Genomic DNA, 16817 nt, shown 5'->3' on the forward strand with positions numbered 1-16817 from the left:
GATCACGAGGATCACGAGGCCCCGTCATGACACAAGCCCTCCTGCGGGAGATCATCGACTACGCGAACCGCGCGAATCCGTATCCGCTGTACGAGGAGCTCCGCAAGACCCCGGTGTCCCACGACGGGGACGGCCCGTACGTGGTCAGCACGTACTACGAGATCCAGAGCCTCCTGCACGACCCGCGGATCAGTTCCGACGCCAAGAACCTGAAGTCGACCGGGGACGACCCGCTGGGCCAAGCCGAGGACGAGGGGTCGGGGACGGCCCTGCCGCCGTCCTTCCTCAAGCTCGACCCGCCGGACCACGACCGCCTGCGGCGGATGACGAACCGGCCGTTCGGGCCGCCGCACTCCCCCCACCGGGTGCACGACATGCGCGACGAACTCGGCGGGCTCGTCTCCGGGCTCATCGACTCCGTCGCCACCACCGGGAACCTGGACCGGGTCGATCTGGTGGACCAGTTCGCGTACCCCTTCCCGGTCACGGTCATCTGCCGGCTGCTCGGCGTGCCCCGCGAGGACGAGCCCCAGTTCCACGTCTGGGCGGAGACCCTCGCCGCGAGCCTGGACCCGGACCCGGACGCGGACCCCACCCAGCACGGCAAGGGCGCGATGGACGCCCGGATGGAACTGGGCATGTACCTGGCCGGGCTGATCGAGGAGCGCCGCAAGAACCCGGGCGACGACATGCTGTCCCAGCTGGCGACCGATGACGGCCCGGACGGATCGATGACCACCATGGAGGCGCTCAGCACCTCCGCGCTGCTGCTGATCGCGGGCCACGAGACCACGGTCAACCTCATCACCAACGGCATGCTGACCCTGCTGCGCCACCCGGACGTCCTCGAGAGGCTCCGCGAGGACCCCGGCCTGTCCGTCCCCATCGTCGAGGAGCTGCTGCGGTACGAGCCGCCCGTGCAGCTGCTCCCCCAGCGCAGCACCCTCTGCGACATCGAGGTCGCCGGCGTCACCATCCCCAAGGGCGCCTCCCTGTGGCTGATCCTGGCCTCCGGGAACCGTGACCCGAAGCGGTTCGAGAACCCGGACCGCTTCGACCCCGACCGCAAGGACATCCAGCACCTCGGCCTCGGCAGCGGCATCCACAGCTGCTTCGGGGCACCGCTCGCCCGCCAGGAGGCCCAGCTCGCGCTGAGCGAACTCGCCCGCCGGCTGGAGAACCCCCGGCTGCTGGAGGACCCGCCGCCGTACCGTCAGAACGCGGTCCTGCGCGGCCCGCGCCACCTGCCGATCGCCTGCGACGGCATCCGCCCCTAGGGCTGCCCCGGGTCCGCCGGGAGGACGACGACCTCGGACGGGGTGAAGGTCACCGCGACCCGGTCCCCCGCGGCCGGCGCCCCCTCCAGCCCGCACTCCGCCTCCAGGACCGGCCCCGCCTCCGGCCGCAGCAGCAGCGCGACGTGCGTGCCGCGGAAGGTGCGGGACACCACCTCGCACCGCAGGCCCGCCGCGCAGAGCACCACCCCGGCCGGGCGGATCAGCAGCCGCTGCTCCCCGTCGGGGGATCCCTCCGGCACCGGGACCTTGCCCCACGGGGTCCCGGCCGCCGTGCCCGAGACCACGGCCGGGACCACGTTCTCGAAGCCGAGGAACCGCGCCACGAACTCCGACGCGGGCCGCTGCCACACCTGCAGCGGGGTCCCGGCCTGCGCGATCCGGCCGTCCCGCATCACCACCACCCGGTCGGCCAGTGCGAAGGCCTCCCCCTGGTCGTGCGTGACGGCGAGCACCGTCGTGCCCAGCCGGGCGAACAGCTGCCGGAGCTCCACCACGAGGCGCTCCCGCAGCCCGCGGTCCAGCTGTCCCAGCGGTTCGTCCAGCATCAGCAGCCGCGGCGACGGCGCCAGTGCCCGGGCCAGTGCCACCCGCTGCTGCTCGCCGCCCGACAGGGAGGCCACCGCCCGGCCCTGGGCGCCGGGGAGCCCGACCAGTTCCAGCAGTTCCGCGACCCGGGACGCGTACGAGGCCCGCCCGCCACCGCGCATCCGCAGGCCGAAGGAGACGTTCGCGCCGACGTCGCGGTGCGGGAAGAGCTGGTGGTCCTGGAACATCAGGCCCACGCCCCGCCGGTGCACGGGTACGCCGGCCTGGTCGTCCCCGCCCAGCAGCACCCGGCCCGCGGACACCTGCTGGAGCCCGGCGACGACCCGCAGCAGCGTGGACTTCCCGCTCCCGCTCGGGCCCAGTACGCACACGATCTCGTGCTCGGCGACCGCGAGGTCCACGGAGTCGACGACCGCGCGCTCACCGAACCGGACCGACACCCCTTCCAGCTGAAGCAGTGTCATCAGAACTCTCCGGAGGTCTTGTCGGGCCGCAGTCGCTCCAGCACCAGCAGGGACACCGCGCACACCAGCATCAGAATCGTGCTCAGGGCCATCGCCTGCCCGTAGTTCATCTCGCCGGCCCGCCCCAGCAGCCGTGCCACGGCCACCGGCAGCGTCGGCTGGTCCGGCCGCGCGATGAAGACGGTCGCGCCGAACTCCCCCAGCGACACGGCGAAGGCGAATCCGGCCGCGATCAGCAGCGCCCGCCGCACCAGCGGCAGGTCCACCTCCCGCCAGGCCCGCAGCGGCGACGCGCCGAGCACGGCGGCCGCCTCCCGCAGCCGCCCGTCCACCGCGCGCAGCACCGGCAGCATGGTCCGTACGACGAAGGGCACGCCCACCAGCGCCTGCGCGAGCGGCACCAGGATCCACGAGGTCCGCAGGTCCAGCGGCGGCTCGTCCAGGGTGATCAGGAAGCCGAAGCCCACCGTCACGGCGGACACCCCGAGCGGCAGCATCAGCAGCGCGTCGAAGCCGCGTACGAAGGTGCCCGCGCGCCGGGTCAGTGCCGCGGCCGCCAGTCCCCCGATGAACAGGGCGATCGCGGTGGCGGCGAGGGCGTACTGGAGGGAGTTCCAGATCGCTTCCAGCGGCGGCACCAGGAAGGTTCCGCCGCCGGCGCCCGCGTCCTGCAGCGCCCGGTAGAAGCCGAAGCCGTATCCGCCGGGAGCATCGAAGGACCGCTCGACCAGCACGGCCAGCGGCGCCACGATCAGCAGCGCGATGGTCGACAGGACCCCGCCCAGCAGAGAGCGCTGCGCCCAGCCGCGCGGCCGGTGCGTGGCGCGGCCCGGGTCCACCAGCCGCAGCGCGGTCTCGCGCCGGCGCACGGTCCAGGCGTGCACGGCGAGGATCGCGCCGACCGCGGCGAACTGCACCATCGTCAGCACGGCGGCCGTCGACAGGTCCAGGAGCTGCGCGGTCTGCCGGTAGACCTCCACCTCCAGGGTGGAGTACGCGGGCCCGCCCAGGATCAGGACGACGCCGAAGGAGCTGAAGGTGAACAGGAAGACCATCAGCGAGGCCGCGGCCACCGACGGGGCCAGCGCGGGCAGCGTCACGCGCCGCCAGGCGGCGAACCGGCCGGCGCCCAGCACCCGGGCGGCTTCCTCCTGGCGCGGATCGAGCTGCGCCCACAGCCCGCCGACGGTGCGGACGATGACCGCGTAGTTGAAGAAGACGTGGGCGAGGAGGATCGCCCAGACGGTGGTGTCGAGCCGGACCCCCATCGTCTCGTCCATCAGCCCGCCGCGTCCCAGCAGCGCGAGGAAGGCGGTGCCGACGACCACGGTCGGCAGCACGAAGGGAACGGTCACCACGGCCCGCAGCAATTGCTTGCCGGGGAACTCGAAGCGCGCGAAGACGTACGCGCCGGGGAGCGCGATCAGCAGCGTGAGGACGGTGGAGGCGAGCGCCTGCCAGGTGGTGAACCACAGCACGCCGGCGATGTCGGGCCGGGTCAGCACCTCGCCGATCCGGCCGAACTGCCAGCCCTCGTCGGTCTTGAGGCCACGCCCGACGATCGAGGCGACGGGGTAGGCGAAGAACAGCCCGAAGAAGGCCAGGGGCAAGGCCATCAGGGCGAGCCGTGCGGCGGTCGCCCGGCCGCCCCGGTGGGGGCCGGGGCCGGGCGCGGCGCCCCCCGACGCCGCGCCCGGCCCCTTGGTGCCGCCTACTTCACGACGAGCGAGGTCCATGCCTTGACCCACTGCTCACGGTTCTTGGCGATGGTCTCGGGAGCCACGTTCTCCGGCTTCTCGACCACCGCTCCGTGCTTGGTGAACAGCTCCGGCAGGGCCGCGTCCTTCGTCACGGGGTTCACGAACATCTGGAGCGGCATGTCCTCCTGGAACTTCTTGCTGACCAGGAAGTCCAGCAGGGCCTTGCCGCCCTCCTCGTTCTTCGCGCCCTTCAGCAGGCCCGCGAACTCGATCTGGCGGAAGCAGGTACTGGTGGAGACGCCGGTCGGGGCCTCGGCCGGCTGGGGCTCGCCGTACAGCACCTCGACCGGCGGGCTGGAGGCGTAGGAGACGACCAGCGGGCGGTCGCCCTTGGCCTTCTTGCCGCCCGCGGAGCCGGAGAAGCGCTCGTTGTAGGCCTGTTCCCAGCCGTCGACGACCTCGACGCCGTTGGCCTTGAGCTTGCTCCAGTAGTCCTTCCAGCCGTCCTCGCCGTACTTGCCGACGGAGGCGAGGAGGAAGCCGAGGCCGGGCGAGGAGGTCGCGGCGTTCTCGGTGACCAGGAGGTTCTTGTACTCCGGCTTGATCAGGTCGTCCAGCGTCTGCGGCGGGGCGATCTTCTTGTCGGCGAAGTACGCCTTGTCGTAGTTGACGCAGATGTCGCCGGAGTCGATCGGGGTGACCCGGTGCTCCTTGTCGAGCACGTACTCGGGCTTGACCGCGTCCAGGCCCTTGGCCTCGTACGCCGTGAAGATGCCGTTGTCGAGGGCGCGCGAGAGCAGGGTGTTGTCCACGCCGAAGAACACGTCGCCGCGCGGGGAGCCCTTGGTGAGGATCTCCTGGTTCAGCGCCGCGCCCGCGTCTCCGGACTTCAGCACCTTGACGGTGTAGCCGCTCTGCTGCTCGAACTCCTTGAGGACCGTGTCGGTCACGTTGAAGGAGTCGTGGGAGACGAGCGTGACGGTCTTGTCGGACGTGCCCGCGGACTTGTCGTCGGAGTCGCCGCAGGCGCTGAGCGTGGTGACGCCCAGCGCGGCCGCGAGCGCGGCGCCCGCGATCTTCTTGGTGGTGCTCACTGGTGAATTCCTCCTGGGATGTCCAGGAGAAGACGCGGCCCTGCCCGGCGCTCTGTGGGAGCGGACGCCGGGCAGGGCGCAACAGCTTGAGTGGTGACCGAACTTCCTACCCCGAATGACCGGGGCGAGGTTCAGAGGGTCTGCGGATGACGGATACCGCACTCTCAGCGCTGTGGCGCTCCCCTGTCGGAATATGAAATTGGTTCGGCCACAGGGTACCCCGTGGCCGAATATGACCTCCGCTGACCGGAACCTAGCGCTCCGAGGCCGCGAGCTGGCCGCATGCGCCGTCGATCTCCTGACCGCGGGTGTCGCGTACGGTCACGGGCACGCCGTGGCGGGCGATGGCCTCCACGAAGGCCTTCTCGTCCTCGGGCCGCGAGGCGGTCCACTTCGAGCCGGGCGTGGGGTTCAGCGGGATCAGGTTGACGTGGACGCGCTTGCCCTTGAGCAGCTTGCCCAGCAGGTCACCACGCCAGGCCTGGTCGTTGATGTCGCGGATCAGGGCGTACTCGATGGAGATCCGGCGGCCGGACTTCTCCGCGTACTCCCAGGCCGCGCCGAGCACCTCGCGGACGTTCCAGCGGGTGTTCACGGGGACCAGGGTGTCGCGCAGCTCGTCGTCGGGCGCGTGCAGCGAGACGGCGAGACGGCACTTGAAGCCCTCGTCGGCGAACCGCAGCATGGCCGGGACCAGGCCGACGGTGGAGACGGTGATGCCGCGCTGCGACAGGCCCAGGCCGTCGGGCTCGGGGTCGGTGAGCCGGCGGATGGCGCCGACCACGCGGTTGTAGTTGGCCAGCGGCTCGCCCATGCCCATGAAGACGATGTTCGACAGCCGCGCCGGGCCGCCGGGGACCTCGCCGTCGCGCAGCGCGCGCATGCCGTCGACGATCTGGTGCACGATCTCGGCGGTGGAGAGGTTGCGGTCGAGGCCCGCCTGGCCGGTGGCGCAGAACGGACAGTTCATGCCGCAGCCGGCCTGCGAGGAGATGCACATGGTGACCCGGTCGGGGTAGCGCATCAGCACGGACTCGACGAGCGTGCCGTCGTGCAGCTTCCACAGGGTCTTGCGCGTGGTGTCGTCGTCACAGCTGATGTGGCGGATGACGTTCATCAGGTCGGGGAGCAGCTCCTGCTGGAGCTTCTCCCGCGAGCCCGCCGGGATGTCGGTCCACTCGGCCGGGTCGTGCGCGTAGCGCGCGAAGTAGTGCTGAGAGAGCTGCTTGGCCCGGAACGGCTTCTCGCCGATCGCGGCGACCGCCTCACGGCGCTCGGCCGGGGTCATGTCGGCGAGGTGCCGGGGCGGCTTCTTGGCCCCGCGAGGGGCGACGAAGGTGAGCTCTCCCGGAACGGGGCGGGCCATGGCAGGTACTCCTTGTAAGACGAAAGGCGCGCCGCAGAAGCAGCGCGCCTTTCAAGAGTAACCGCCCGGCGTCACACGCCGCCTTTGCGCAGGTCAGTCCGTGCCCACGAAGGCCGCCAGGAGCAGCCAGACCACCGGCGCCGTCGGCAGCAGGGAATCGAGCCGGTCCATGATGCCGCCATGGCCGGGCAGCAGGGTGCCCATGTCCTTGATCCCCAGGTCGCGCTTGATCATCGATTCGCCGAGGTCGCCCAAGGTGGCACTGACCGCGACCGCGAGGCCGAGCAGCAGGCCCTGCCACCAGGCGCCGCCGTCGATCAGGAACTCCATGCACAGCGCGCCGGCCGCCATCGCGAAGGCCACCGCGCCGAAGAGCCCCTCGCGGGTCTTTCCGGGGCTGATGCGCGGCGCGAGCTTGTTCTTCCCGAAGCGCCAGCCCACCGCATAGGCCCCGGTGTCGCTGACCACGGTCAGGAGCAGGAACGTGATCACCCGCCGGGAGCCGTCGTCAGCCGTGAGCAGCATCGCGACGAAGGTGGCCAGGAAGGGCACGTAGAACGCCGCGAAGGCACCCGCGGTGACGTCCTTGAGGTAGTCCTCGGGCGGTTCGGTCATCCGCCACACCAGGACCGCCAGCACGGTCAGGGCCATGGCGACCCAGGCACCCTCGGCCCCCCGGACGTAGCCGGCGATGACCATGGCCGCGCCGCCGACCGCGAGCGGGACCAGGGGGGCCTTGATGCCCTTCTTCTCCTGCATCCGGGAGGTGAGCTCCCACAGGCCCACGACGACCGCGACGACGATGACGCCGACGAAGACCGCCTTGACGATCAGCAGCGAGGCGAAGATCACCGCGCCGAGACCGACACCGACCCCTATGGCGGCACGCAGGTCCCGGCCCGCGCGCTTCTTCGGCGGCGGGGGCGAGGCGTCCTGCGGCTGCGGGGCATGCGGAGGCGGGGGGCTGGGCATGGGCTCCTGCGGCGGCGTATCGGCGCGGAAGAGGGGGCCGCCGTCCAGGGCGGCCCCCCGATCGCGTGCTTCCCGGTCGTCGAAGTCACGGCCGGCGGCATCGGGCACGATGGGCATGGGCCGAGTGTGCGGGCCCACCTGCGCATCGTATGCGGGACCCGCCGGAACCGGCTCCGGCTGCCAGGAAGTGTCGTTCATCAGACTTCGAGGAGCTCGGCTTCCTTGTGCTTGAGGAGCTCGTCCACCTGCGCGACGTACTTCGCGGTGGTGTCGTCGAGCTCCTTCTCCGCGCGACGGACCTCGTCCTCGCCGGCTTCCTTGTCCTTGACGAGCTTGTCGAGGGCGTCCTTGGCCTTGCGGCGCACGGCGCGGATGGAGACCTTCGAGTCCTCGGCCTTGGTGCGGGCGACCTTGATGTACTCCTTGCGGCGGTCCTGCGTCAGCTCGGGGAAGGTCACCCGGATGATGCTGCCGTCGTTGCTCGGGTTGACACCGAGGTCGGAGTCGCGGATGGCCTGCTCGATGTTGCGCAGGGCGCTCTTGTCGAACGGGGTCACGATCGCCATGCGCGGCTCGGGCACCGAGAAGGACGCGAGCTGGTTGATGGGCGTGATGGCACCGTAGTAGTCCGCCACGATCTTGTTGAACATCGCCGGGTGCGCACGGCCGGTGCGAATCGCGGCGAAGTCTTCCTTGGCGACGACGACGGCCTTTTCCATCTTCTCCTCGGCCTCGAGGAGGATCTCTTCGGTCACCACGTGCTCCTGCATGTCTTGAATGGATGGTTCAGGCGGGCGGGGCCGGCGGGGCCGGTCCGGGCTCGGTCCGGCAGCGGACCGCTCAGGCCCGGGTTTCCTGGTCGCTGACGAGCGTGCCGATCTTCTCACCCTTGACGGCGCGGGCGATATTGCCCTCGGCGAGCAGCTCGAACACGAGGATCGGCAGCTTGTTGTCGCGGCAGAGCGTGATCGCGGTGGCGTCGGCGACCTTGAGGTCGCGGGAGAGGACCTCGCTGTACTCCAGCGCGTCGAACTTGACCGCGTCCGGGTTCTTCTTCGGGTCGGAGTCGTAGACCCCGTCGACGCCGTTCTTGCCCATGAGCAGGGCCTCGGCGTCGATCTCCAGGGCCCGCTGGGCGGCCGTGGTGTCGGTGGAGAAGTAGGGCATGCCCATGCCCGCGCCGAAGATGACGACGCGGCCCTTCTCCAGGTGCCGCACGGCACGGAGCGGGATGTAAGGCTCCGCGACCTGGCCCATGGTGATGGCGGTCTGCACGCGGGAGTCGATGCCCTCCTTCTCCAGGAAGTCCTGGAGTGCGAGGCAGTTCATGACGGTGCCGAGCATGCCCATGTAGTCGGACCGTGCCCGGTCCATGCCACGCTGCTGGAGTTCGGCGCCGCGGAAGAAGTTGCCGCCGCCGATCACGACGGCGATCTCCGCGCCGTCGCGGACCACCGCGGCGATCTCACGCGCGATGGCGTGGACGACGTCGGGGTCGACGCCCAGTCCTCCGCCACCTGAGAAGGCCTCGCCCGACAGCTTCAGCATGAAGCGGCGGCCCTTCTTGTCCCGGTCGCTCTTGTCGTCGGATGCGGTGTGGGGGTCCACGCCCTGATTCATGGAGATCTCCTCGTGCACATACGAAGAAGGCCATTGCCGGTGGGTCCTTGCGGTTCCCTCTACGGCAATGGCCTCCTCGTCAGATCTGCGGTCGCCTCGCGCGAGCGCGGACGACTGCCTCAGACCCTACCGGGGTCCGGTGTCCGTCGCGTACGGACGGACTCAGATGCCGACCTTGATGCGCGAGAAGCGCACCAGGGTGACACCGGCCTCGTCCAGGACCTTCTGGACGGACTTCTTGTTGTCCAGCGCGTACGCCTGGCCAAGGAGGGTGTTCTCCTTGAAGAAGCCGTTGACACGGCCCTCGACGATCTTCGCGATGGCAGCCTCGGGCTTGCCCTCGGCGCGGGTGACCTCTTCGGCCACACGACGCTCGGACTCGACCTTCTCGGCCGGAACGTCCTCGGCGGACAGCCACTGCGGGGAGAACGCGGCGATGTGCTGCGCGATGCCGCGGGCGACCTCGGCGTTCTCCTTGTCCAGCTCGACCAGGACGCCGATCTGGAACGGCAGGTCGGGCATGGTGCGGTGCATGTACGCCGAAACGTAACCGCCGGTGAACTGCGCGAAGCGGTCCAGGACGATCTTCTCGCCGAGGTTGGCGTTGGCCTCGTCCACGAACGCCTGGACGGTCTTGCCGGGCTCGATCTCGGACGCCAGCAGCGCCTCGATGTCGGCCGGGGAGGTCGCGGCGATGTGCGCGGCGATCTCGTTGGTGACCGCCTGGAACTTGTCACCCTTGGCGACGAAGTCCGTCTCGCACTTCAGCTCGACGAGAACACCGGAGGTGTTGTCGTCGGAGATGAGGGAGGCAACGGCACCGTTCTCGGCAGAACGGCCCTCGCGCTTGGCGACGCCCTTCTGACCCTTGATACGGAGGGCCTCGATGGCCTTGTCGACGTCGCCGTCGGACTCGACCAGCGCGTTCTTGCAGTCCATCATGCCGACGCCGGTGAGCTCGCGGAGCTTCTTGACGTCAGCGGCGGTGTAGTTCGCCATGAGTCTGGGATTCTCTCTCGAAGTCGTAGATCTACGGGTGAACGGCGGAGGCGCCGCGCTTTTGGCGCGGCTCCCCCGCCGTCATCGTCCGTGCTGCGAGTGCCCGGCGCGTGAACGCCGGGCGCTCTCAGTGGGTCAGGCCTGCTCGGCGTCGGCGTCGGCGGCCGGGGCCTCGACAGCCTCGGTGGCCTCGACAGCCTCGGTGGCCTCGGTGGCCTCGGCGGCCGGAGCCTCGACGACGGCCTCGGCAGCCGGGGCGGCCTCGGTCTCGTCGGCCTTCTTGTCACCCTCGAGCAGGTCGCGCTCCCACTCGGCGAGCGGCTCGGCGGCGGCCTTCTCGCCCGGCTTCGAGTCGCCGGTCGCAGCGCCGGAGCGGGCGATGAGACCCTCGGCGACGGCGTCGGCGATCACGCGGGTGAGCAGGGTGACGGAACGGATCGCGTCGTCGTTACCCGGGATCTTGTAGTCGACCTCGTCGGGGTCGCAGTTGGTGTCGAGGATCGCGACGACCGGGATGTGCAGCTTGCGCGCCTCACCGACGGCGATGTGCTCCTTCTTGGTGTCGACGATCCAGACGGCGCTGGGAACCTTCGACATCTCGCGGATACCACCGAGGGTCTTCTCCAGCTTGATCTTCTCGCGGGAGAGGACCAGGAGCTCCTTCTTGGTGAGACCCGAGGCGGCGACGTCCTCGAAGTCGATCGCCTCAAGCTCCTTCAGACGCTGAAGGCGCTTGTAGACGGTGGAGAAGTTGGTGAGCATGCCACCCAGCCACCGCTGGTTGACGTACGGCATACCAACGCGCGTCGCCTGCTCGGCGATGGCCTCCTGGGCCTGCTTCTTGGTACCGACGAACATGATGGAGCCACCGTGCGCGACGGTCTCCTTCACGAACTCGTAGGCGCGGTCGATGTACGACAGCGACTGCAGCAGGTCGATGATGTAGATGCCGTTGCGCTCCGTGAAGATGAAGCGCTTCATCTTCGGGTTCCAACGGCGGGTCTGGTGACCGAAGTGGACGCCGCTTTCCAGCAGCTCCCGCATCGTGACGACGGCCATGGCCATCTCCTTGGTTTCTCGGTTTGGTTCCTGACGCCCCACCGCGCCCTGCCCCCATGAGGGACCGAGAGACGCTGTCACCTGGCCGTTTCGGGCTGGTGCCGGGGCGTGCGAAGTCGACCCGGTGACCCGGATCGCCACAAGAAGTGTACGGGACCCGGCGGTATGCCGGGTGACGCCGTTGTCCACAGCGCCCGGACCGTCCACAGGCCCGCTCGCGGCCGCGGACGGGCGCGGGACGCTACGTCCCATGACGACTCTGCTGCTCAGCCTGCTCCTCGCCCTGGCCCAGGCGGCCCTGCCCGGGCCCGTTCCCGGACCCCCTCCCGGGGCCCGCCCGCTGCCCGCACCGCTGACGGTGGCCCGCTGGTGGGACCCGCCGCCGACCCCGTACGCGGCCGGGCACCGCGGCGTGGACCTGTCCGCCCCGGTGGGCGCGGAGCTCCGCGCGGTCGGCCCGGGCCGGGTCCACTACGCCGGGCAGGTCGCGGGCCGCGGGGTCCTCTCCCTGACCCTCCCGAACGGACTGCGCACGACCTACGAACCGGTCCGCCCGCTGGTCGCGGAGGGCGAGCAGGTCATGGCGGGCCAGGTGGTCGCGGTCCTGGCAGAGGGCTCCCACTGTCCGGCCCCGTGCCTCCACTGGGGCCTCCTGTCAGGCGAGACCTACCTCAACCCCCTGACACTCGTCCCCCGCCCGACACCCCGCCTACTGCCGGCCGCCAGCCCCGGCACTCTGGGCCCCGCCGGCGATTGAGGCGATCCCTCAGCCGCGCACGCCCCGCAGGGCCATGGCCACGGCCGCCTCCGTCACGACGGCGGGATCCTCCGCCGCGCCGAGCTCGATGCGTCGCACGGCCGCATCCACGACCCCCTGCAGCAGCATCGCCGCGAGGCGCGGCTCCGACTGCCCGAGGCCGGCCAGCGCCTCGACGATCATCGCGACGAGCCCGCCGTGCGCCGCACGGATCTTCTCCCGCGCCCCTGCGTCCAGCTCGCTCGCCGAGATGGCCACCACCGCCCGGTGCCGCCGGTCCCCCACCAGCCCCAGCTGGCTCCGCACGTAGGCCTCGATCTTCGCCTCCGGCGACTGCGCCTGCTCCATCGCCGCCTCGATCTCGGCGGCCCACACGGGGAAGTCCACCGCGCACAGCTCTTCGACGACGGCAGCGCGGGAGCGGAAGTATTCGTACACGGAGGACCGGGCGAGGCCGGTCCGCTCCGCGAGGGCGGGAAAGGTCAGCGCCTCCGTCCCGCCTTCGGACAGCAGGGAACGCGCGGCGTCCAAGAGGGCGCCGCGCTGCATCGACCGGTGCTCGGCCACGGAGGCCGCTCGAATCCTGGGCACGCATCCACTCTACGGAGGTGGCGCAAGCTCACCGTCCTACATCTGCCAACTTCGCGCGCAGTTGCAGGACGGACTTGGTGTGGATCTGACTGACCCGGCTCTCGGTGACGCCCAGCACGTTGCCGATCTCGGCGAGGGTGAGGCCCTCGTAGTAGTAGAGGGTCACCACCGTCTTCTCCCGCTCGGGCAGTGTGTTGATGGCCCGCGCCAGCAGGCGCCGCAGTTCGCGGTCCTCCGCCACCTCCACCGGGTTGTCGGCGGCGGTGTCCTCCAGGGTGTCCATCAGCGAGAGGCGGTCGCCGCCCTCCCCGCCGACGTGCAGCAGCTCCTCCAGGGCGACCACGTTCGCCAGGGACAACTGGCTGAAGACGGTGTGGAGATCCTCCACACCGATGCCCATCTCCCCGGCGACCTCGCTCTCCGTCGGGGTGCGCCGCAGCTGGGCCTCCAGCGTGGCGTAGGCCCGCTCCACGGCCCGTGCCTTCTGCCGGACCGAGCGGGGGATCCAGTCCAGTGCCCGCAGTTCGTCGATCATCGCGCCGCGGATCCGGGTGATCGCGTACGTCTCGAACTTGATCGACCGGTCGATGTCGAACTTCTCGATGGCGTCGATCAGCCCGAAGACCCCGGAGGAAACGAAGTCGGCCTGCTCCACATTGGGCGGCAGGCCCACGCTGACGCGGCCGGCGACGTACTTCACCAGGGGCGAGTAGTGCAGGATCAACTGCTCCCGCAGCCGCTCGTCACCCGTTTCCTTGTACGAGCGCCACAGCACCTCCAGGGACGAGGGCGCGGTGGACCGCACGCTGCCGCGGGCAGCGGGGGGCACCGCAGCGCGGTCGGACCCTGAGGTGTGCTGGGGCATGCTTCGCCTTTGCCGGAGCCGGATTCCTTGGGAGCGTAGCGTGACGGAAGTGTCGCGGTGCGCGAAGAGTACGGGATGGCGCGGGGGCGCATGGGCGTCCCGACTCGCACGGGCCGTCCGGGACCGGCGCAGCGCGCACGGTCCCGGCAGCTGCCACCGGGAAGACCGCGTCTCTCATCGGTTTCACTCTTTCACCGGAACTGCCCAGGTCAACGACCGCCTCGCCGGGTGGACCGGGTTTGTATGTCCCCTCCAGCCGTTCGTCTGCTCAACTGCCAGCCGTCGCCCTGCCGTTCGACGAACCCCAGAGAGTGAAGTTCGTACAGTCTGCCGATGACTTCATCGACGCCGGTGCCGCAGGCAAGTGCCAGCTCCGCCACGTCAGCCGGGCGTCCGCCCGGCAGCGCTTCCAGCACCCGGGCCGTGTCCCGGTCCAGCAGGTCCCTGGCGAGCACCGGGCCGCGCCGCTCGGGAGCCAGCTCGCCCATGGAGCCCACCAGTTCGACCACTTCCGCCGCGTCGGTGACGAGCACGGCCTCGCCGCGCAGCAGCTCGTGCACCCCGGCCGAGAGCGCACTGGTGGCGGCCCCCGGGACGCCCATCGTGATCCGCCCGAGCTGCTGGGCCCGCCGGGCCGTGACCAGGGACCCGCTGCGGTGGGCGGCCTCCACGACGACCGTGCCGCGCGTGAGGGCCGCGATGACCCTGTTGCGCAGGACGAACCTGCTGGGGGTCGGATGGCTGCCGGGCGGCAGCTCGCTCAGGATCAGCCCCTGGGCGGCGATCCGGTCCAGCAGCCCGGAGTGTCCGCGGGGGTAGGCGACGTCCATCCCGCAGGCCAGCACCGCCGCGGTCGCGCCGCCCGGGGCGAGGGCCCCGCGGTGGGCGGCGCCGTCGATCCCGAACGCGGCGCCGGAGACCACGACCCAGCCCCGCTCGGCGAGCCCGGCGGCCAGGGTCTGAGCCATGTGCGCGCCGTACGGGGTGCAGGCCCGGGCCCCGACCACGGACACCGAACGCAGCGCCCAGGTCCGCAGGTTCGGCCGGCCCCGCAGCCACAGCCCGACGGGGCGGGCGTCGCCGAGGTCGTCGAGCTGGGTCGGCCACTGCGCCGATCCCGGGTACACGAACCGGCCTCCCGATGCGGCGGCCCGTTCGAGGTCGCGCCGCGGATCGGCCAGCGCCGCCCGTCTGCGGTACCCGGCGAGCCGCTCCGGCCCCACCCCCGCCGGAGCCTCCGATCCCGTCTCGGGGCCGGTCAGCAGACCCATCAGTCCCACCGCACCGTGCTCCCGCAGCCAGCGCCCGCCGTGCTCGTCCCCGGGCTCGAACACCCGCGTCAGCGCCGCCCGCGCCAGCAGTTCCCCGTCCCCTGCGCCGGTCACGTCCCGCCTCCCGTCACCGGGATGGCCCCGCGCGCGATCCCGGTCCGCAACTCCAGCGCCACGGCCACGTCCAGCACGTCGGGCCGGTCCCGTCCCCGCAGGTCGGCCACGGTCCAGGCGACCCGCAGGACCCGGTCCAGCCCGCGCGCGGTGAGCAGCCCCCGCTCCAGATCGCGCTCGGCCTGCGCGAGTGCCCCGGGACCCGCCTGCCACCGGGTCCGCAATTGCTGTCCGGGCACTTCGGAGTTGAGCCGCCACGGCGTGTCGGCGAGCCGGGCCCCGGCGCGCTCCCGGGCCTCCCGCACTCGCTCGGCGACCGCGGCGGTGGCCTCCCCCCGCCCGCCCTGCCCCAGCAGATCGGACCGGGTGACGGGCTCCACCTCCACTCTCAGGTCCACCCGGTCGAGCAGCGGCCCGGACAACCGCGCCTGGTAGCGCCGGATCACCGAGGGCGGGCATTCGCACCCGGCTCCCAGCAGGGTGTGACGCCCGCACGGGCAGGGGTTCGCGGCGAGCACCATCAGGAACCGGGCCGGCAGCCTCACCACGCCCGCGGCCCGGGCGATGACCACGTGTCCCGATTCGAGGGGCTGGCGCAGCGCGTCCAGGGCCCGGCTGTGGAACTCCGCGGCCTCGTCCAGAAAGAGCACGCCGCGGTGCGCCAAGGAGACCGCTCCGGGCCTGGGGATTCCGTTCCCGCCGCCCACCAGGGACTGCATGGTCGCCGAATGGTGCGGTGCGCAGTACGGCGGCCGGGCGACCAGCGGTTCGCCGGGCGGGAGGATCCCCGCGACCGAGTGGACGGCGGTGACCTCCACGGAGTCCTGCCGGGTCAGCGGCGGCAGGATCCAGGGCAGCCGCTCGGCCAGCATCGTCTTGCCCGCCCCCGGGGGTCCGCTGAGGAAGAGGTGGTGTCCTCCGGCGGCCGCCACCTCCAGGGCGCGGCGCGCTGTCTGCTGCCCGGCCACGTCGGCGAGGTCGGGGAAGTCCGCGGCCTCCCCCCGGCCGGAGCGTACGGGGGCGAGCCCCGTGCCCAGCCCCGCGCCCGGGACCAGCAGGCCGGCCAGTATCGGATCGGGGCGCCCCGGCGGGTCGGGCGGATCCTCCTCGGGGACCGCCCCGCCGGTCAGGACCGCGATCAGCTGGCGCAGGCTGCGCACGCCGAGCACCGAGACGTCCGGCACGAGCGCGGCCTCGGCGGCACACTGCTGCGGCACCACCACCTGCCGGTATCCGGCCTCCATCGCGGCGAGGACCGCAGGCAGGATCCCGCGGACCGGACGGACCCGGCCGTCCAGGCCGAGCTCCCCGATGAGGACCAGATCGGCGATGGCCCCCGGGTCGACCACCTCGGCCGCCCCGAGCACCGCCGCGGCGACGGCCAGGTCGAATCCGGCACCGGACTTCGGCACGGAGGCCGGGCTGAGCCCGACCGTGAGCTTCTTCTGCGGCCAGGCCGCCCCCGAGTTGACCACGGCCGCACGCACCCGGTCCCGGCTCTCGACCAGGGTCTTGTCCGGCAGCCCCACCAGGGTGAAGGCCGCGACGCCGGGCTCCAGATCGGCCTGGACCTCGACCACCACCCCGTCGACGCCGACCAGGGCCACCGAGCAGGCTCGCGCGAACCCCATCAGGCCACCCCCCTGACGTGTTCCACCAGGGGCGCACCGCGCCGTGGCAGCAGGACTCCGACGAGGTCGATGCGCACGCCGCCCGGGGGCGGTCCGCCGTGGTCGGCGAGCCACCGCCCGGCGAGCCCCCGTAAGCGCTCGGCCTTGGCGGGCCGCACGGCGGCCATGGGATGCTCGAAGTCGCCCGCCCGGCGGGTCTTGACCTCGCACACGACGAGGGCGTCCCCGTCCCGCGCGACGATGTCGATCTCCCCGCCGCGGCACCGCCAGTTCCGTGCGATCACCGTCATGCCGGCCTCGGTCAGCCGCCGCACGGCGAGCTCCTCGCCGTACCGCCCCAATGCCTGCTGTGCCACGCCCTTCGCGTTCATCCGGCACCACCTCCGGCACCGACGGTCCCGCGTCCCCGCCCACCTTGTGGATCTTGGTGGACGAGCCGGCCGTTGTGGAAAACCTCCTCACCCTCCCGG

General features: G+C 71.4%; 16 protein-coding genes and 1 riboswitch. Of the genes, 2 read left to right on the forward strand and 14 right to left on the reverse strand.

What is annotated here, in order from left to right; all coding sequences use genetic code 11:
* Positions 1–26 precede the first annotated feature (26 nt).
* Positions 27–1277 carry a cytochrome P450 gene (locus tag RIU97_RS11895; RefSeq protein WP_404956002.1) on the forward strand — a complete coding sequence of 417 codons (1251 nt, stop codon included), beginning with the start codon at positions 27–29 and terminating at the stop codon, positions 1275–1277.
* Here the strand turns inward: RIU97_RS11895 and RIU97_RS11900 are convergent.
* From RIU97_RS11900 to rpsB, 9 genes are all read right to left on the reverse strand, one after another.
* A complete protein-coding gene (locus RIU97_RS11900) occupies positions 1274–2308 on the reverse strand; it encodes an ABC transporter ATP-binding protein (RefSeq protein WP_404956004.1) in 1035 nt (344 codons plus the stop codon). The genes RIU97_RS11895 and RIU97_RS11900 overlap by 4 nt on opposite strands.
* The gene (locus tag RIU97_RS11905; protein WP_404962817.1) at positions 2308–3924 is read right to left on the reverse strand and encodes an ABC transporter permease; all 1617 of its coding nucleotides are present in this window, start codon (positions 3922–3924) and stop codon (positions 2308–2310) included. Before RIU97_RS11905 ends, RIU97_RS11900 begins: the two co-directional genes overlap by 1 nt.
* 95 nt (positions 3925–4019) lie before the next feature.
* The gene (locus RIU97_RS11910) at positions 4020–5102 is read right to left on the reverse strand and encodes a thiamine ABC transporter substrate binding subunit (protein WP_404956006.1); all 1083 of its coding nucleotides are present in this window, start codon (positions 5100–5102) and stop codon (positions 4020–4022) included.
* An 85-nt stretch (positions 5103–5187) separates the two neighbouring features.
* Positions 5188–5297, reverse strand: a riboswitch (TPP riboswitch).
* Positions 5298–5355: 58 nt separating this feature from the next.
* The gene (gene rlmN, locus RIU97_RS11915) at positions 5356–6468 is read right to left on the reverse strand and encodes a 23S rRNA (adenine(2503)-C(2))-methyltransferase RlmN (RefSeq protein WP_073911009.1); all 1113 of its coding nucleotides are present in this window, start codon (positions 6466–6468) and stop codon (positions 5356–5358) included.
* A gap of 93 nt (positions 6469–6561) precedes the next feature.
* Complete coding sequence (locus RIU97_RS11920) at positions 6562–7638, reverse strand: phosphatidate cytidylyltransferase (RefSeq protein WP_404956009.1); 1077 nt, start codon at positions 7636–7638, stop codon at positions 6562–6564.
* On the reverse strand, positions 7638–8195 hold the full coding sequence (gene frr / locus RIU97_RS11925) for a ribosome recycling factor (RefSeq protein ID WP_031144133.1): 558 nt from the start codon (positions 8193–8195) through the stop codon (positions 7638–7640). The genes RIU97_RS11920 and frr overlap by 1 nt, the downstream gene beginning before the upstream one ends.
* Before the next feature lie 85 nt (positions 8196–8280).
* Positions 8281–9060, reverse strand: a complete 780-nt coding sequence (gene pyrH, locus RIU97_RS11930) for a UMP kinase (RefSeq protein WP_404956012.1) — start codon at positions 9058–9060, stop codon at positions 8281–8283.
* 162 nt (positions 9061–9222) lie between these two features.
* Positions 9223–10059 (reverse strand): translation elongation factor Ts, encoded by an 837-nt coding sequence (gene tsf, locus RIU97_RS11935; RefSeq protein ID WP_030767128.1) that lies wholly within the window; start codon positions 10057–10059, stop codon positions 9223–9225.
* A gap of 135 nt (positions 10060–10194) precedes the next feature.
* Positions 10195–11118 (reverse strand): 30S ribosomal protein S2, encoded by a 924-nt coding sequence (gene rpsB, locus RIU97_RS11940; protein WP_404956015.1) that lies wholly within the window; start codon positions 11116–11118, stop codon positions 10195–10197.
* Between the two features lie 250 nt (positions 11119–11368).
* Between rpsB and RIU97_RS11945 the strand changes: the two genes are divergently transcribed.
* Positions 11369–11875 carry a M23 family metallopeptidase gene (locus RIU97_RS11945; RefSeq protein WP_404956017.1) on the forward strand — a complete coding sequence of 169 codons (507 nt, stop codon included), beginning with the start codon at positions 11369–11371 and terminating at the stop codon, positions 11873–11875.
* 9 nt (positions 11876–11884) lie between these two features.
* On the opposite strand, the gene RIU97_RS11950 is transcribed toward RIU97_RS11945, so the two are convergent.
* The 5 genes from RIU97_RS11950 to RIU97_RS11970 form a co-directional block, all read right to left on the reverse strand.
* Complete coding sequence (locus RIU97_RS11950) at positions 11885–12442, reverse strand: TetR/AcrR family transcriptional regulator (RefSeq protein WP_404962818.1); 558 nt, start codon at positions 12440–12442, stop codon at positions 11885–11887.
* A gap of 52 nt (positions 12443–12494) precedes the next feature.
* Positions 12495–13331: an RNA polymerase sigma factor WhiG gene (gene whiG, locus RIU97_RS11955; RefSeq protein ID WP_404956019.1), complete on the reverse strand. Its 837-nt coding sequence runs from the start codon at positions 13329–13331 to the stop codon at positions 12495–12497.
* Positions 13332–13540: 209 nt separating this feature from the next.
* The gene (gene dprA / locus RIU97_RS11960) at positions 13541–14716 is read right to left on the reverse strand and encodes a DNA-processing protein DprA (protein WP_404956021.1); all 1176 of its coding nucleotides are present in this window, start codon (positions 14714–14716) and stop codon (positions 13541–13543) included.
* Positions 14713–16347, reverse strand: coding sequence for a YifB family Mg chelatase-like AAA ATPase (locus tag RIU97_RS11965; protein ID WP_404956023.1), 1635 nt, complete (start codon positions 16345–16347; stop codon positions 14713–14715). The genes dprA and RIU97_RS11965 overlap by 4 nt, the downstream gene beginning before the upstream one ends.
* Positions 16347–16718: a YraN family protein gene (locus RIU97_RS11970; RefSeq protein WP_404956025.1), complete on the reverse strand. Its 372-nt coding sequence runs from the start codon at positions 16716–16718 to the stop codon at positions 16347–16349. Before RIU97_RS11970 ends, RIU97_RS11965 begins: the two co-directional genes overlap by 1 nt.
* Positions 16719–16817: the final 99 nt, after the last annotated feature.

It is taken from the genome of Streptomyces sp. 147326 (assembly GCF_045000215.1).
Classification (GTDB): domain Bacteria; phylum Actinomycetota; class Actinomycetes; order Streptomycetales; family Streptomycetaceae; genus Streptomyces.

What these genes read in the sequence shown, in the direction of transcription:
- RIU97_RS11945 (WP_404956017.1), top strand. Translation starts at nt 11,369, where the DNA reads ATGACGACTCTGCTGCTCAGCCTGCTCCTCGCCCTGGCCCAGGCGGCC.
- RIU97_RS11965 (WP_404956023.1), bottom strand. Translation starts at nt 16,347, where the DNA reads ATGGGGTTCGCGCGAGCCTGCTCGGTGGCCCTGGTCGGCGTCGACGGG.
- pyrH (WP_404956012.1), bottom strand. Translation starts at nt 9,060, where the DNA reads ATGAATCAGGGCGTGGACCCCCACACCGCATCCGACGACAAGAGCGAC.
- RIU97_RS11895 (WP_404956002.1), top strand. Translation starts at nt 27, where the DNA reads ATGACACAAGCCCTCCTGCGGGAGATCATCGACTACGCGAACCGCGCG.
- RIU97_RS11900 (WP_404956004.1), bottom strand. Translation starts at nt 2,308, where the DNA reads ATGACACTGCTTCAGCTGGAAGGGGTGTCGGTCCGGTTCGGTGAGCGC.
- RIU97_RS11920 (WP_404956009.1), bottom strand. Translation starts at nt 7,638, where the DNA reads ATGAACGACACTTCCTGGCAGCCGGAGCCGGTTCCGGCGGGTCCCGCA.
- RIU97_RS11905 (WP_404962817.1), bottom strand. Translation starts at nt 3,924, where the DNA reads ATGGCCTTGCCCCTGGCCTTCTTCGGGCTGTTCTTCGCCTACCCCGTC.
- RIU97_RS11970 (WP_404956025.1), bottom strand. Translation starts at nt 16,718, where the DNA reads ATGAACGCGAAGGGCGTGGCACAGCAGGCATTGGGGCGGTACGGCGAG.
- rlmN (WP_073911009.1), bottom strand. Translation starts at nt 6,468, where the DNA reads ATGGCCCGCCCCGTTCCGGGAGAGCTCACCTTCGTCGCCCCTCGCGGG.
- rpsB (WP_404956015.1), bottom strand. Translation starts at nt 11,118, where the DNA reads ATGGCCGTCGTCACGATGCGGGAGCTGCTGGAAAGCGGCGTCCACTTC.
- whiG (WP_404956019.1), bottom strand. Translation starts at nt 13,331, where the DNA reads ATGCCCCAGCACACCTCAGGGTCCGACCGCGCTGCGGTGCCCCCCGCT.
- tsf (WP_030767128.1), bottom strand. Translation starts at nt 10,059, where the DNA reads ATGGCGAACTACACCGCCGCTGACGTCAAGAAGCTCCGCGAGCTCACC.